This is a genomic window from Salinivibrio sp. ES.052 (assembly GCF_900141775.1).
GTDB lineage: Bacteria > Pseudomonadota > Gammaproteobacteria > Enterobacterales > Vibrionaceae > Salinivibrio.
On sequence record NZ_FSRI01000001.1, the window covers coordinates 141,643 to 156,818 of the forward strand.

13 protein-coding genes are annotated in these 15,176 nt (G+C 49.6%); 8 read left to right on the top strand and 5 right to left on the bottom strand.

All coding sequences use genetic code 11. The features are described 5' to 3' along the window. Window positions 1-3: 3 nt before the first annotated feature. A complete protein-coding gene (locus BUQ98_RS00645) occupies window positions 4-513 on the bottom strand; it encodes a glycine cleavage system transcriptional repressor (RefSeq protein WP_074212025.1) in 510 nt (169 codons plus the stop codon). 313 nt (window positions 514-826) lie between these two features. Between BUQ98_RS00645 and BUQ98_RS00650 the strand changes: the two genes are divergently transcribed. The 4 genes from BUQ98_RS00650 to phoU are packed head-to-tail and all read left to right on the top strand — an operon-like array spanning window position 827 to window position 6,280. Continuing rightward, window positions 827-3,061, top strand: coding sequence for an ABC transporter permease subunit (locus BUQ98_RS00650; protein WP_074212026.1), 2,235 nt, complete (start codon window positions 827-829; stop codon window positions 3,059-3,061). A 17-nt stretch (window positions 3,062-3,078) separates the two neighbouring features. After that, window positions 3,079-4,725, top strand: coding sequence for a phosphate ABC transporter permease PstA (gene pstA / locus BUQ98_RS00655; protein WP_074212027.1), 1,647 nt, complete (start codon window positions 3,079-3,081; stop codon window positions 4,723-4,725). An 18-nt stretch (window positions 4,726-4,743) separates the two neighbouring features. Next, window positions 4,744-5,562, top strand: coding sequence for a phosphate ABC transporter ATP-binding protein PstB (pstB, locus tag BUQ98_RS00660; protein WP_074212028.1), 819 nt, complete (start codon window positions 4,744-4,746; stop codon window positions 5,560-5,562). 10 nt (window positions 5,563-5,572) lie between these two features. Then, entirely contained in the window at window positions 5,573-6,280 is a 708-nt protein-coding gene (phoU, locus tag BUQ98_RS00665) for a phosphate signaling complex protein PhoU (RefSeq protein WP_074212029.1), read from the top strand. A gap of 4 nt (window positions 6,281-6,284) precedes the next feature. Here phoU and ppk2 read toward each other — a convergent pair whose 3' ends face one another. The 3 genes from ppk2 to BUQ98_RS00680 form a co-directional block, all read right to left on the bottom strand. Continuing rightward, complete coding sequence (gene ppk2 / locus BUQ98_RS00670) at window positions 6,285-7,097, bottom strand: polyphosphate kinase 2 (RefSeq protein ID WP_074212030.1); 813 nt, start codon at window positions 7,095-7,097, stop codon at window positions 6,285-6,287. Between the two features lie 144 nt (window positions 7,098-7,241). Next, window positions 7,242-7,985 carry a copper homeostasis protein CutC gene (locus tag BUQ98_RS00675; protein WP_074212031.1) on the bottom strand — a complete coding sequence of 248 codons (744 nt, stop codon included), beginning with the start codon at window positions 7,983-7,985 and terminating at the stop codon, window positions 7,242-7,244. 196 nt (window positions 7,986-8,181) lie between these two features. Next, the gene (locus BUQ98_RS00680) at window positions 8,182-8,784 is read right to left on the bottom strand and encodes a peroxiredoxin C (protein ID WP_074212032.1); all 603 of its coding nucleotides are present in this window, start codon (window positions 8,782-8,784) and stop codon (window positions 8,182-8,184) included. 143 nt (window positions 8,785-8,927) lie between these two features. On the opposite strand from BUQ98_RS00680, the gene BUQ98_RS00685 reads away from it, so the two are divergent. The 3 genes from BUQ98_RS00685 to aceA all read left to right on the top strand — a co-directional run bounded on the left by BUQ98_RS00685 (window position 8,928) and on the right by aceA (window position 13,337). Further along, window positions 8,928-9,842: a hydrogen peroxide-inducible genes activator gene (locus BUQ98_RS00685; RefSeq protein WP_074212033.1), complete on the top strand. Its 915-nt coding sequence runs from the start codon at window positions 8,928-8,930 to the stop codon at window positions 9,840-9,842. Between the two features lie 483 nt (window positions 9,843-10,325). After that, complete coding sequence (aceB, locus tag BUQ98_RS00690) at window positions 10,326-11,954, top strand: malate synthase A (protein ID WP_371515100.1); 1,629 nt, start codon at window positions 10,326-10,328, stop codon at window positions 11,952-11,954. A gap of 78 nt (window positions 11,955-12,032) precedes the next feature. Continuing rightward, window positions 12,033-13,337 (top strand): isocitrate lyase, encoded by a 1,305-nt coding sequence (gene aceA / locus BUQ98_RS00695; protein WP_074212035.1) that lies wholly within the window; start codon window positions 12,033-12,035, stop codon window positions 13,335-13,337. 57 nt (window positions 13,338-13,394) lie between these two features. Here the strand turns inward: aceA and BUQ98_RS00700 are convergent, their stop codons facing one another. Next, complete coding sequence (locus tag BUQ98_RS00700; protein ID WP_074212036.1) at window positions 13,395-13,835, bottom strand: CBS domain-containing protein; 441 nt, start codon at window positions 13,833-13,835, stop codon at window positions 13,395-13,397. A 212-nt stretch (window positions 13,836-14,047) separates the two neighbouring features. Between BUQ98_RS00700 and queA the strand changes: the two genes are divergently transcribed. Continuing rightward, entirely contained in the window at window positions 14,048-15,106 is a 1,059-nt protein-coding gene (gene queA, locus BUQ98_RS00705) for a tRNA preQ1(34) S-adenosylmethionine ribosyltransferase-isomerase QueA (protein WP_074212037.1), read from the top strand. Window positions 15,107-15,176: the final 70 nt, after the last annotated feature.

Consider the following 15,176-nt stretch of genomic DNA (forward strand, 5'->3'; position numbering starts at 1 on the left):
ATTCTACTGAATGATGTTGCTGTCAAAGTCGACGATTAAATCATCGGACAGCGTTTCAAGGGCTTCGTGTAGTATGTTGATATCAGCCTTATCTGGGACGGTTAAATAAAAATCTGCAATGAAAATTTGTCCGCCTGTATTGGCGGCACTTTGTGTTTGCGTATTAAGTTTGTTGATAGTGACGCCGTGAGCCGCAAGTAATTGACTGAGTGTTTGCACAATGCCGCGTCGATCATTACCTGTGACGGATAGGGTATGCGTGATTGGCGATGGCGACACGGGGGTCGCATCGGTAATCAGTAATTGCAAACTATCAAGTGCGCGCAGCGCGTGAACCAACGCATCGGCATAGGTATCTGATACTGAGACATGGATGATGCCAGCAAATTGTCCAGCCAACTGACTTAGGCGACTTGCTTGCCAGCTGCCGTGATGGGCAAAGACTGTGTGTGATATGTGATCAACCAGTCCGGCCCGATCCGGACCCACTAAGGTAATAACAAAGTGCTTCATGCGTGATCCTTACGGCGATTGTTTATACAATTATTGAGGCCCGTCAAAGTGTTGTCTATGCTGCGAGGCGGTAAACTCACAAAAGTGTGCCCAATATCAACCTGGGCTAGCCTAAAGCCCGTTTGTTGCATATTTATTGCGTATGGTTCGGTGACCCATCGTTCCGTTACAGTGTGTACGAAGGCGCAAGCCATGGTGTGGTAGCCATACAAAAACGCGGTGCGCAGATGGCCAGAAAAGGCTGGCAAGCTGTCACAAAATTGTCACTGTAACGACATACAATACAGGGCTCTCTCAAAAATAAGAGGCACGAATGACCCACTCCTCACCATCATTAACGGACACCAATCGGACGCGACGTTTAAAAGACAAACTGACGCGTCAAACGGTACGTTTCGGCGGTGTGATGGTATTAGTGACCTTATTGCTTCTATTCTTTTACCTTTTAACGGTTGTGGTTCCGCTGTTTCATCAAGCCAGTGTGACCTTGAGTGAGCGCTTTTCTGTCTCTACTCTGGGCACGCCGAGGCATATTGGTACTGATAATCGTAACCAACTCGTTTATGGGTTGGATGATAAAGGTGTGTTAACCGTCGCTCGACGTCCCCATCAGTCGTCTGTACCAGAGACGTCGAACACATCGGTTCCGCAGGCTAAGACGGTTTTGCAACGTCCTTTATCAAAGATGGATAATCCTGTCATGAGCCATGTTCCCGCGACGGCTCCCTTTATGGCGGTAGAAAGTACACCGGGTCAGGTGAGTGTCTGGCAGTTGCGCTTTCGCACACACTACCAAGACAATAACGCGGTGGTGCCTCAATTATCGAGCTTGACCGCGTTTGGTGGGCGGGTTGATATGGACCCTCGTGCTCATCCGCTGAGCCAGCTCGCGTTAGCGATGCCTGATAGCTTACATGGGCAACCCATCGCTCCTATACTGGCTGCCGTTACCGCAGAGAATCAACTTGTGGTCTATCGTGGTCACCATCGAGAGGTTGCCTCACTGACGTCATCGGTGGACAACTTGGCGCTATCAGGGGATGGGCAACGGTTGTTTGTCCGTCAGCAAAATACCTTGTCGGTATGGCAGGTAGACGGTGCCGCCCTCAAAAAGCGTGAGACTGTGAACTTAGCCAATGTGGTCGATAGTCCAGTGGTTAAGATGGGACTATTAGCGGGTGGACGTTCGTTAATTTTGCAGCACCAAAATGGTGCGTTTACCCAGTGGTTTGATGTGGTGAAAAATGGAATACCTTCGCTCACTGAAGTACGAACATTCTTACCCGGCACGGGCGCAAAGCAAATCGCGCCGGAGTTGCACCGCAAAAGCCTGGCGACGGTAGATGAGACGGGGCGGCTCAGTCTCGTTCATGTCACCAGTGAAAAACAGCGGCATTTTGATAAGCGTTTTACCTCAGTGCCTGAGGCATTGGCTTTTTCGCCACGCGCCAATGCTCTGATGGCAGTGACACAAAGCCAGTGGCAGTGGTTTTCAGTCGATAATCCTCACCCTGAAGTGAGCATTCACTCTTTATGGCAAAAGGTGTGGTACGAGGGCTATTCTTCTCCCCAATATGTCTGGCAATCGACATCGGCTGACGATACGTTTGAAGCCAAACTCAGTGTGGTGCCCATGATCTTTGGGACATTAAAAGTCGCCCTGTTTGCCCTGGTTTTTGCTGTTCCAATGGCGATAGGGGCGGCAATCTACACGGCTTACTTTATGTCGTCAGAGTTAAGGCGCTGGGTAAAGCCCACGGTGGAAACTATTGAAGCATTGCCGACAGTGATCATTGGCTTTTTGGCGGGGTTGTGGCTTGCTCCCTGGGTTGAATCACATATTGCCAGCGTATTTTTGTTATTGGCTTTGACGCCATTGGTGTTATTGGGGTTGAGTGTTTTCTGGCGCATGATCCCTCGGTATGTGCGTCGGCGCCTACCGGATAATGCCCAAATATTAGTCATTATTCCCGCTTTGCTCTTTATTGGTTTACTGGCGTCGTATTTAGGCCCTTGGATTGAACAGGTGTGGCTAGGTGGAGATGCGCGCCAATTTATTACTCATGAACTCGGTGTGGGCTATGACCAACGCAACGCCTTGGTGGTTGGAATAGCAATGGGCTTTGCGGTGGTTCCTACCATTTTTTCGATATCGGAAGATGCGATCTTTTCGGTTCCGCCGCACCTAAAGAATGGGGCTTTAGCACTTGGAGCGACCCATTGGCAGACATTGATGCGTGTCGTGTTACTCACGGCCAGCCCGGGGATTTTTTCTGCCGTGATGATGGGCTTGGGTCGAGCGGTGGGTGAGACCATGATTGTGCTGATGGCAACCGGGAATACGCCTATTATGGATTGGAACTTGTTAGAGGGGCTACGTACATTATCGGCCAATATTGCCGTAGAGATGCCGGAATCGGAAGTCGGTAGTTCGCATTACCGAGTACTGTTTCTCACCGCCTTTATTCTTTTTGTTTTCACCTTTGTCTTTAATACTCTGGCGGAGCTGGTGCGCCAGCGTTTACGCGACAAATACAGTCACCTTTAACCAAGATGAGAATGCGCATGCGTCCATGGATAAAATCTGGCACGCCTTGGGTCTGGATGACCGCAGGGATGGTAAGCATCAGTCTTATTGCCATTCTTGGTGTATTGCTACTGCTTGGTTATCGCGGTTTGGGGTATTTCTGGCCAACGCCCGTCACCAGTTTTGAATTAGAGACCGATCAGGGGATTGAGACAGTTGTTGGGCAAATCTATCGGACCGATCAGGTGGATGCAACCCAGTTGATCGATGCAGGCATTCGCTTGCCTGAGTTCCGGCAGAAAACCTATCTGCGTTTGGTCGTCAAGATTGGCAATCGGGAACGAGAAGGTATTGATTTTCGACAATTACTGGCCTTTAAGGTTAAAAGCCAGCATACGCCAATAGAGATGGCAATGGTCGAACGGAATGAAAATGGCATGTTTTATGGTAAGCCGACGGCGTATCTCGATCAAAAAGGGAGGCGTCATGGGTTAGTGGTGTCTGAACTTCGCCAGCGGCTTGACGATTTAGCCGCGCGTCGCGAAGTGATCAATGATATTGAGCAAGTCCATTTGGCGAGCGTGAACTATCAACTTGAGCAGTTACGCTTAGAGGAAAAATCTTTAGCGCTTGGTGGTAAGCTGGATAAGCAGGCGCAAGGACGGATCTCTTCCCGTCGCGCCCAGTTGCTTGGACAGTATCAGCAACTAGAGAAAGCGCTAAATCAGTTGCGAGATAAACAGCAAACCGGACACCTTGTGATGGAAGACAGCCACGGTGATGAGGTGGTACTGCCATTAGAGAATGTGATGAATGTCTGGTACCCCAATGCGATGAGTAGCGTGGATAAACTGGCATTTTGGGGGCACCAGGTCGCCGCTTTTTTGTCAGAAGCCCCGCGAGATAGCAACGCTGCGGGTGGTGTCTTTCCGGCGATTTTTGGGACGGTTCTTCTTGTCTTATTGATGTCTGTCATTGTAACCCCTTTGGGTGTGGTAGCGGCAGTGTATTTACATGAATATGCGCCTAAAACGGGGTTTACGCGGCTTATTCGTATTGCTGTTGTGAATCTTGCGGGTGTGCCATCGATTGTTTATGGCGTGTTCGGTCTAGGCTTTTTTGTCTATTTCATTGGTGGCACCATTGATGACGTGTTTTATCAAGCGGCTCAACCTGCACCGGTTTTTGGTTCGCCGGGTATTCTTTGGTCTGCGTTAACGTTAGCGATTTTGACCTTACCCGTGGTGATTGTATCAACGGAAGAAGGGTTAGCACGTATTCCTACCAGCGTGCGCCATGGCGCCTTTGCCTTGGGTGCCACGCAATCTGAAATGCTTTGGCGGGTCGTCTTACCCATGGCGAGTCCTGCGATGATGACTGGGTTAATTTTGGCGGTGGCGCGTGCGGCTGGTGAGGTCGCGCCTTTAATGCTGGTGGGGGCGGTGAAAGTGGCCCCGTCACTGCCTATTGATGGAAACTTCCCATTCTTGCATCTAGAGCGGAAGTTCATGCACCTTGGCTACCATATCTATGATGTGGGTTTTCAAAGTGCGCACATCGAAACCGCGCGACCTCTGGTGTATGCCACGTCGTTTTTGTTAGTGTCGGTAATCGTGGCATTGAACTTGTCTGCGATTGGGATACGTCATTATTTGCGTGAAAAGTATCGCGCACTGGAACTGTAACGATAAGGATCCCGCTCGATGTTTTCGATAACGCCACCCATAGGTGTCATGCCTAGCTTAGATTTGGGGAATTTGCCGGATGAGCAAACCGCGTTAGCTATTCGGGATCTCAATCTCTATTACGGTGCGACCCAGGCACTGTTTGATATCAGCATGCGGATCCCGAAAGGCAAGGTCACTGCATTTATCGGCCCCTCAGGGTGTGGTAAATCGACGTTACTACGTTGTATCAACCGCATGAATGATCTGGTGGACGGCTGTCGTGTCCGTGGTGAAGTGACGCTGCACGGGCAGAATATTTATCATCGAGAGGTTGATGTGCCAGCATTACGCCGCAAAGTAGGGATGGTATTCCAACGCCCAAACCCATTCCCGAAGTCGGTCTATGAAAACGTGGTCTTTGGGCTACGCCTACAAGGGATCAATGAACCGCGGACTTTGGATGATGCGGTTGAGCGCTCTCTTCGTGGTGCCGCGCTGTGGGATGAAGTGAAAGATCGTCTTAATGATAATGCGTTTGGTTTGTCCAGTGGTCAGCAACAGCGCCTAGTGATTGCACGTGCGATCGCCATTGAGCCAGAAGTACTGCTGCTTGATGAGCCATCTTCTGCGTTGGATCCGATTTCAACGTTGACCATTGAAGAGCTAATTAATGATCTTAAAAATCAGTACACCGTGGTGATTGTCACCCATAATATGCAGCAGGCGGCACGCGTGTCCGATCAAACTGCATTTATTAATATGGGCCGTCTGGTGGAATACGCCGATACTGATACCTTGTTTACCACGCCCAAAAATAAACAAACAGAAGACTACATCACTGGTCGCTATGGATAAGGAGTAGGCCTTGGATAACCACAATATTAGCCGACATATTTCTGGCCAGTTTAATGCGGAATTAGAAGCGATTCGGACTCATGTGCTTGCCATGGGAGGGCTGGTGGAGCGTCAACTTACCGATGCACTCCGTGCCATGCACAATCAAGATGAAGAACTGGCACGCCATGTCATTCGTGAAGATCATAAAGTGAATGGTATGGAAGTGGCTATTGACGAAGCGTGTACACGGATCATTGCAAAGCGTCAGCCAACGGCGAGCGACTTACGTTTGGTGATGGCCATTATCAAAACCATCACGGATCTAGAGCGTATCGGCGATGTCGCAGACAGTATTGCAAAAATGGCTCTGGATAACTCTAGCCATTCTCAGCAACCGTTTCTGGTGTCATTGGAGGCATTGGGACAGCGTGCCGCGAAAATGCTTCATGATGTGCTTGATGCCTTTGCCCGTATGGACATTAATGCGGCGATGAAGGTATATCGTAAAGATGATTCGCTTGACCGAGAGTATGAAGGGATCATACGTCAATTGATGACCTATATGATGGAAGATCCGCGATCGATCCCTAATGTGTTAAAAGTGATGTGGTCGGCGCGCGCCATCGAGCGTGTCGGTGATCGTTGCCAGAACATCTGTGAATACATTATCTACTTTGTGAAAGGTAAGGATGTTCGCCATATTCAAAAAGAGGAGCTGGAAAAGCTCCTCAAATAAGCAGTTAGTCGTCTTCGATCCACTCACTGACTTGATCAGGAACAAAACTTTGATCATGAAGTGGCATGCGGACATAACCCGCCTTGTTAATCTCAGGAAGAGCGACGGCCGGATACTGAATCTCTTGGTAGGGGATCTGAGAGAGGAAATGGGCAATACAGTTCAGCCTCGCGTGTTTTTTGTTATCCGCTTCCACCACCCACCACGGACTTTCTTTGGTGTCTGTGTAAGCAAACATCCGGTCCTTGGCTTCACTGTATTGAACCCAGCGACTGCGAGACTCTAAATCCATCGGGCTAAACTTCCAGCGTTTTATGGGGGTATGAATACGCTCGGCGAACCGCTTTTCCTGTTCCTCGTCTGAAACGGAAAACCAGTATTTGATCAATATGATCCCGGCACGCATTAACATACGCTCAAGCTCAGGGCAGGTGCGAAGAAATTCTTCATACTCTTCATCGCTGCAAAACCCCATCACTCGCTCGACGCCTGCGCGGTTATACCAACTGCGGTCAAACAAGACAATCTCGCCGCCTGCAGGTAAGTGTTCAATGTAACGTTGAAAATACCATTGAGTGCGTTCGCGCTCAGTGGGTTTATCCAGCGCGACGACGCGGCACACTCGGGGGTTAAGCTTTTCGGTGATCCGTTTAATCACACCGCCTTTGCCTGCTGCATCACGCCCTTCAAAAATCACGACGACTTTTAACTGTTCTTGTTTTACCCATTCTTGCAGTTTAACAAGCTCAGTTTGCAGTTCGGACAGTTTCTTCTCGTATTGTTTTTTGCTGATTTTGGGTGTTTTTTTATCCGACAAAGCAGCACTCCTTTTACGACAGCGGTGTTTTTACGGTAGGTAACTCCACAAGGAGATGCAATGCCCTTACGGTGACGATGGGCGCTTCCGCGTAAAAAGGCTTAATGAGTCACAATGTGATGAGAGACGGAAGCGTATTTCATGTTAATTCAAGTGCGCAACAGCCTGTTTAACGGCCTTCACGAGGATGGGATCTGTGATGGGATAACCGGATTCATCTTCCTCGCCCATCGCGACTGTCGGTTTCGTGTGGGCAGAACTTGGTCGTGTCGTACGGGCGGAGAGGTGAATATCACGTGCGCCGGTATGGTCGATAATGTCCGCGGCATTCGTGACTGTGATCCCTGCGCCTGGCATGATGCGAAGCGAGGTGTGACGAGTATACTCTACCCACGTTTTTAACTGCGTTTTGCCTTGTGCCGCGGTAGTGGCACCGCCTGAGGTAAGAACCCGTTCTATCGTAGGTCGCGCAAGGATTGCGTCCAACGCCGTCATCGGATCGGCACAATGGTCAAATGCACGGTGGAAGGTGACTCCCATACCACCGGCTTCCTTAAGCATGGCATCGAGGAGGTCCAGATGGAGTGAGCCATCCGCATGCAAGGCACCGATAACCACACCGTGTCCCCCGGCCTGACGGGCGGTTGCAATGTCTTTTAACATGACTTCGGCTTCCTCACCGGTGTAGACAAAGTCTCCTTCACGTGGGCGTATGATGCTATAAATCGGCACATGTGCTTGCTTGATTGCCTGATAAAGGGTGCCGGCGCTGGGTGTCAGCCCGCCAAGTTTGAGTGAGGAGCAGAGCTCAATGCGATCGGCCCCGGCTCTCTGGGCAATCGGTAAAGATTGAATACTATCAATACAGACTTCGACGATAACGGTCATGGTAGGCTCCTTGTTCGCTAGGCATAGCATAACGCTAATCGCAGCAAGGGTCATGAATAAAGGTGATGAGGTGTGAAAGTCGAGGTACTTGGGGTAGGTAAGCGATAAACCGCTAAAAGCGAAGGTAAAAAAAGGGCCCGGTTTAGCCGGGCCTCATTGTTATCTCACATTGTCCAGTGCAGGGCACATAACCTATTTACAGGTCGTCTGTGTGCTGAGAAAGATACTTAGCCACACCTTCTGGTGACTCAGCCATACCGGCTTTACCTTCTTCCCACTGTGCAGGGCAAACTTCACCGTTCTTCTCGTGGAAGTTGAGTGCGTCAACCATGCGTAGCATTTCGTCAATATTACGGCCTAGTGGCAGGTCGTTAACGACTTGGTGACGAACAAGGCCGTCTTCGTCGATAAGGAAAGAACCACGGAAAGCAACGCCTGCTTCTGGATGTTCAACGTCATATGCTTTGCAGATTTCGTGCTTAACGTCAGCAACCAGTGGATATTTCACTGCACCGATACCGCCGTCTTCGACTGCAGTCTTACGCCATGCGTTGTGTGAGAACTGAGAATCGATAGACACACCGATAACCTCAACGCCTTTAGCTTGGAAGTCGCTTAGGCGCTTATCGAATGCGATCAGTTCTGATGGGCATACGAAAGTGAAGTCGAGTGGGTAGAAAAAGACAACTGCTTTCTTGCCTTTGGTGAACTCTTTCAGGTTGAAGTTATCAACGATTTCGCCATTACCTAGTACGGCAGCGGCAGTAAAATCTGGTGCTTGACGACCTACGAGTACCATATCTCAGCTCCTAGTTTAAATGTTTGCCTGATAATCAGGTTCCTATATAAGCGAGACAAACTATAGCTAACTTGTTAGATTGAAAAAAGTGGAATTAATAGATTGTAATAATCGGAAAATACGATTGTTTGAAATATGACCTTATGAACAAATATCCTTCATTAAAGCAGCTACACTATCTGGTTACTTTGTCTGAAACGCGCCATTTTGGTGAGGCGGCCAAATTGTGTTTTGTTAGTCAGTCAACTTTGAGCGCGGGGATCCAAAACCTGGAAGAGCTGATTGGCGCGCAGTTGATTGAGCGTGATAACAAAACCTTGGTGCTCACAGGCATGGGTGAAGAGGTGGTACGTCGCAGCCGAGAAATACTGGCTCGTAGCCAAGATCTGATGGAGCTGACGCAAGTGAAATCAGATCCTATGCACGGCAAAGTGCGATTGGGTTGCATCCCCACTATCGCGCCATTTTTACTGTGTGATGTGGTTCAACAAGTCAATCGAGATTATCCCAATTTGGATCTACTACTGCGAGAGGACACGACGGCTAACTTGCTCACGGCGCTTAAGCACGGTGAAATGGATATTCTGATCCTTGCGTTGCCAATGGACATTGGCACCATGACTCGCCGTGTGGTGGGCCGCGATCCCTTTAAAATGGTGATGAGCCAAAAGCAAGCTGCGCAGCTTGCATTACCGGTTGATTATGATGCCCTCCCGGATGAGTCCGTTTTCTTGTTAGAGCGTGAACACTGCCTCACCGATCATGCGGTATCTGCCTGCCAAATGACAGCTTCACAGAAGATCAATCCATTCATGGCGACCAGCTTACACACTTTGGTGCAAATGGTGGCAAACGGCAATGGTGTCACCTTTATACCGCAGATGGCGATTGAACATGGCCTGATTGACAATCTCGATGTGCACTTGGAAACGCCACCGGGTGAAGCGGCGTATCGTGATATTGGTGTGGTCTGGCGTCCGTCTTCCAGTCGGATTAATACGTTTAATAAGCTCGCTGATCTGGTTGCAGGACTACTTTCCCCAACAGCGAAGAAATAAAAGCGTTAAAAATAGCGGGTTTCACTGGTATGACGGCAATTATTTAGTTTAATCCTCTGTTGGAAGGCGGGGGGTAAACGAATAGAGTCGTTGGATTATTATCACGAAAAAAAGCAGCATTTTTAAATGCTGCTTTTTTGTTTTTTATAAAGCATTGAATATAAATGTATTTTTTCTTTATGGCTGATATGACAGTTTGCTTGTTATGTAACTTTATTACGTAACTGGTTACAAAGTGATGACAAAATCATGATCTCGGTAGCAGTGTTATATCATTCTGGCAATAGAGATAAAAAAGCATATTTGAGTTTATGCTCTAAATGTATCAATTTATTGTTTTAATTGGGTTTTGTTTGGTGACCTCTCTGCGTTTAAATTTATCATAGGTTGATTTTTGCGCGAATGTGAGCCAACGTAACTACACAGCGCTGCACAGCAAGCCCAAGACGATGCAGTGATGGTATTGTTGTGATTTGATTACAAATGATAAGCCAGGGAGGCGATATGACAGAAGCGTGCTCAACCTTACGCGAGTCGTTGGTGATTAACGAAACCGTCACCGCAGAGCAGGCAGAGATCCTAACCGATGATGCATTGTGCTTTTTGGCCGGTCTTGTTGAACGGTTTGCGGGGCCAGTGCCTGGACTCCTTTCGGCCCGAGAGCAGCGTCAGCAACGTATTGATGCCGGTGAGTTACCTGACTTTCTTCCTGAAACGGAGTCGATTCGTCAAGATGATTGGACCATCCGTGGCATTCCCGAGGATTTACAAGATCGGCGGCTAGAAATTACCGGACCGGTAGACCGGAAGATGGTGATCAACGCCCTGAACGCCAATGTGAAAGTGTTTATGGCAGACTTTGAAGACTCCTTTGCGCCGGCATGGCCACACGTGGTTGAAGGGCAGCGTAATTTGCGCGATGCGGTGAACGGCACCATCAGTTATCAGCAGCCTGACACAGGCAAGCATTACCAACTGAATGACAATCCTGCCCGCCTAATCTGTCGCGTACGTGGCTTACACCTCACTGAAAAACACGTGATGTGGCAAGGCAAGCCGATCCCTGGTGCTTTGTTCGACTTCGCGCTCTACTTTTTCCATAACTACCGTCGTTTGCTGGAGACGGGGTCGGGCCCTTACTTCTACCTTCCTAAGCTGCAAGCCTATCAAGAAGCGGCGTGGTGGAGTGAGGTATTCTCCTTTGCGGAGGACGAGTTTGGCTTAGGTCGTGGCACCATCAAAGCGACAGTCTTGATTGAAACCTTGCCCGCCGTGTTTGAGATGGATGAGATCTTGTACCACCTTCGCGACCATATTGTCGCCCTAAACTGTGGCCGCTGGGACTATATCTTTAGCTATATCAAAACATTGCGCAACCACCCCGATCGTATCTTACCTGATCGCCAAGTGGTGACCATGGATAAGCCTTTTCTCAACGCTTACTCGCGTTTACTGGTTAAAACCTGTCATAAACGTGGCGCATTGGCAATGGGTGGCATGGCAGCCTTTATTCCCAGTAAAGATCCAACTGAAAACCAGCAGGTGCTCGAGAAGATCGAAAAGGATAAAACCTTAGAAGCCAATAATGGCCACGATGGCACCTGGATTGCGCATCCAGGTCTCGCTGACACGGCCAAAGCGATTTTTGACCGCGCGCTTGGCGACAAACCTAACCAGCTGGCGGTGACTCGAGAGCAAGATGCAGAGATCACGGCTGCTGAGTTGCTTGCGCCTTGCGACGGCGAACGCACAGAAGCTGGCATGCGACACAATATTCGCGTAGCAGTGCAATATATAGAAGCCTGGATTTCAGGTAATGGCTGTGTGCCTATCTATGGCTTGATGGAGGATGCGGCAACGGCTGAAATCTCGCGTGCCTCTATTTGGCAATGGATTAAGCATCAAAAACCACTCAGCAACGGCAAGGTGGTGACCAAGGCGCTATTTACCCAATACTTGGAAGAGGAAATGGCGGTACTTGAAAAAGAGCTAGGCGCAGAGCGCTTTGCACAAGGGCGGTATCGCCAAGCGGCAACCTTGATGAAAACCCTTACCACTAGTGATGAGCTGGTTAACTTCTTAACCTTGCCAGGTTATGAGTATTTGCCGTAATGGGCATGGAAGCACAATAACAAACATGGAATGACAGTAAGGGGCTCGCATAGCCCTGCTAACAAAGAGGAATGGAACATGACTTTGACTCGCCAACAACAAATCGCGGAACTAGAAAAGGACTGGGCGGAGAACCCGCGCTGGAGACAAGTGAAGCGGCCCTACACTGCGGAAGAAGTGGTGAATATGCGTGGCTCTTTTGTCCCTGAAAATACCATAGCTAAACGTGGCGCCGCTAAACTGTGGGATCTCGTTAATGGTAGTGCGAAAAAAGGCTATGTGAACTGTTTGGGCGCGCTCACCGGCGGCCAAGCGGTGCAGCAAGCCAAAGCGGGCATTGAAGCGATTTATCTCTCAGGCTGGCAAGTGGCGGCTGACAACAATACGGCCTCGAGCATGTATCCAGACCAATCGCTATATCCGGTCGATTCTGTGCCTGCGGTGGTTAAACGTATTAATAATTCGTTTCGTCGTGCTGACCAGATCCAATGGTCGAAAGGGGGAACGCCAGAAGAGGGCACGGATTACTTCTTACCCATTGTGGCGGACGCAGAAGCGGGTTTTGGTGGCGTGCTGAACGCTTACGAGTTGATGCGTAATATGATTGAATCAGGTGCGGCAGGCGTCCACTTTGAAGATCAGCTTGCGTCAGTGAAAAAATGCGGCCATATGGGTGGGAAAGTGTTGGTGCCGACCCAAGAAGCGGTACAAAAACTGGTGGCGGCGCGTTTGGCTGCTGACGTGGCGGACACCGATACATTAGTCATTGCGCGTACGGATGCGAATGCCGCTGACCTACTGACATCGGACTGTGACCCCTATGATAAAGACTTTATTGTCGGTGAGCGCACGGCCGAAGGCTTCTATCGTGTGCGTCCTGGGATTGAGCAAGCGATTTCTCGTGGTTTGGCTTATGCGCCTTATGCGGATCTGATTTGGTGTGAGACCGCTAAACCAGATTTGGAAGAAGCGCGTCAGTTTGCAGAAGCGATTCATGCCCAATACCCAGACCAGCTATTGGCTTATAACTGCTCACCGTCTTTCAACTGGGAGAAAAATCTGGATGCCGAGACGATAGCGCGTTTCCAACAAGAATTGTCTGATATGGGCTATAAGTACCAGTTCATCACGTTGGCGGGTATTCATAACATGTGGTACAACATGTTCGATTTGGCGCATTCTTATGCGCAAGGCGAAGGCATGCGCCATTATGTCGAGAAGGTTCAGCGTCCTGAGTTCGCTGCCGCTGAGCGTGGATACACCTTTGTTGCACACCAGCAAGAAGTGGGCACTGGATACTTTGATCAGATGACCAATATTATTCAAGGTGGCCAATCATCGGTCACGGCATTAACGGGCTCGACGGAAGAAGATCAATTCTAGTCGCGCGATACCGGTTATCAACCTGATAAAAAGGGAGTCTCACACTCCCTTTTTTATTTATTCCCCCTCTTCAACCGGCTCACTTTCTTCTTGGATCTCCAGCAATGTCGACGCGATGGCGACAAAATCACTGTCGGTGATGATCCCAACCAAACGTTGGTGCTTCACCACCGGTAAGCAGCCTATTTTACTCTCGAGCATGGTTAGCGCCGCAGCCCGTAGTGACGCCCCGGGGTCGACTGTGACCAGTTGCCGCTCGATAAAGTGTGATAGGGGAGTATGGATCTGGTGATCGCCATTGGTCGTTTTGCCCAGTGAAGAGGCTTGTGCTGACAGCACATCTCTTTGTGTGACCAGTCCTAACAAACGCTCATCATCGTCAACGATGGGGAGATGGCGAAAGCGCTCTGCACGCATCAACGTATGCGCATCGTCAAGTGTGTGGTCAGGGCTCAGCGTGTGTGGATGCCGGGTCATCATATCATCAACAATAAACATGGCACCTCCTTGTTATCAGTGCACAGGATTACTTTTACTGTAGTGCACTTATCTTGGGTTAGACGTGATGCGCATCAACTATCAGCCCGAGTGTTGAAAACGATAAATAGAGGCAGTCAATCCACCTTGGCTAGGCTAACTGCTCTCAGGTTGCTTGATATTCACGGTGGGCTACCTATACTAGCGGCCTGCTTTTTATCTAGGCAAACGTCATGCAATTATCCGATTTTCACTTTGAACTCCCCGACGCGTTAATTGCACGCTATCCGCAGCCGGATCGCAGTGCAAGTCGCTTATTGTCACTCGATGGCACAAGCGGTGAGGTGGTACATCGTCAGTTTAAAGATATCCTCGAGCTGGTTGAGCCTGGGGATTTGATGGTGTTCAACAACACACGTGTGATCCCTGCGCGCGTATATGGCCGCAAAGCGTCGGGTGGCAAAATAGAGGTGCTGGTGGAGCGTGTGCTCGACGAACGTCGTTTTCTCGCCCATGTGCGCGCGTCTAAAGCACCAAAGCCGGGGGCTGCACTCTTCCTCGGGGATGACGGACAGATCCCTGCCGAAATGGTGGCACGCCATGACGCACTGTTCGAAATCCAACTAAACAGCGCCAAAGGGGTAGTTGATACACTTAACGACATCGGCCATATGCCTCTGCCGCCCTATATCGATCGTCCTGACGAGGAAAGCGATAAAGAGCGTTATCAAACGGTGTACAATCAAAAGCCAGGCGCAGTGGCGGCACCGACCGCAGGCCTTCACTTTGACGATGCTGTGATGGCAGCGTTAAAAGAGAAAGGCGTCAACATCGCATTTGTCACCTTGCATGTTGGGGCGGGGACGTTCCAACCGGTTCGGGTAGATAACATTGAAGAGCATGTGATGCATGCCGAATACGCCGAGGTGCCGCAAGAGGTGGTTGATGCGGTGAACCACACCCGCTCGCAAGGTAAACGTATCATTGCGGTAGGGACCACGTCGGTGCGCTCTCTAGAAAGTGCCGCACAGGCGGCCAAGCAAAAAGGTGAACCCCTGGCACCGTTTTTTAACGATACCCAGATTTTTATCTATCCTGGTTATCAATGGCAGCTGGTTGACGTGTTAGTGACCAATTTTCACTTGCCGGAATCAACGTTGATTATGCTGGTCAGCGCGTTTGCCGGTTACGACCACACCATGGCAGCCTACCGTGCCGCTGTTGAAGAGCATTATCGCTTTTTTAGTTATGGCGATGCGATGTTTATTACTCGCCAGCAGCGTGCTGGTTAATCATTTTTCACCTGGAGCAATGCATCCGGTGAGTTAAGCTTGCGACAGGGTTAAGCCTGTTAGCATAAGA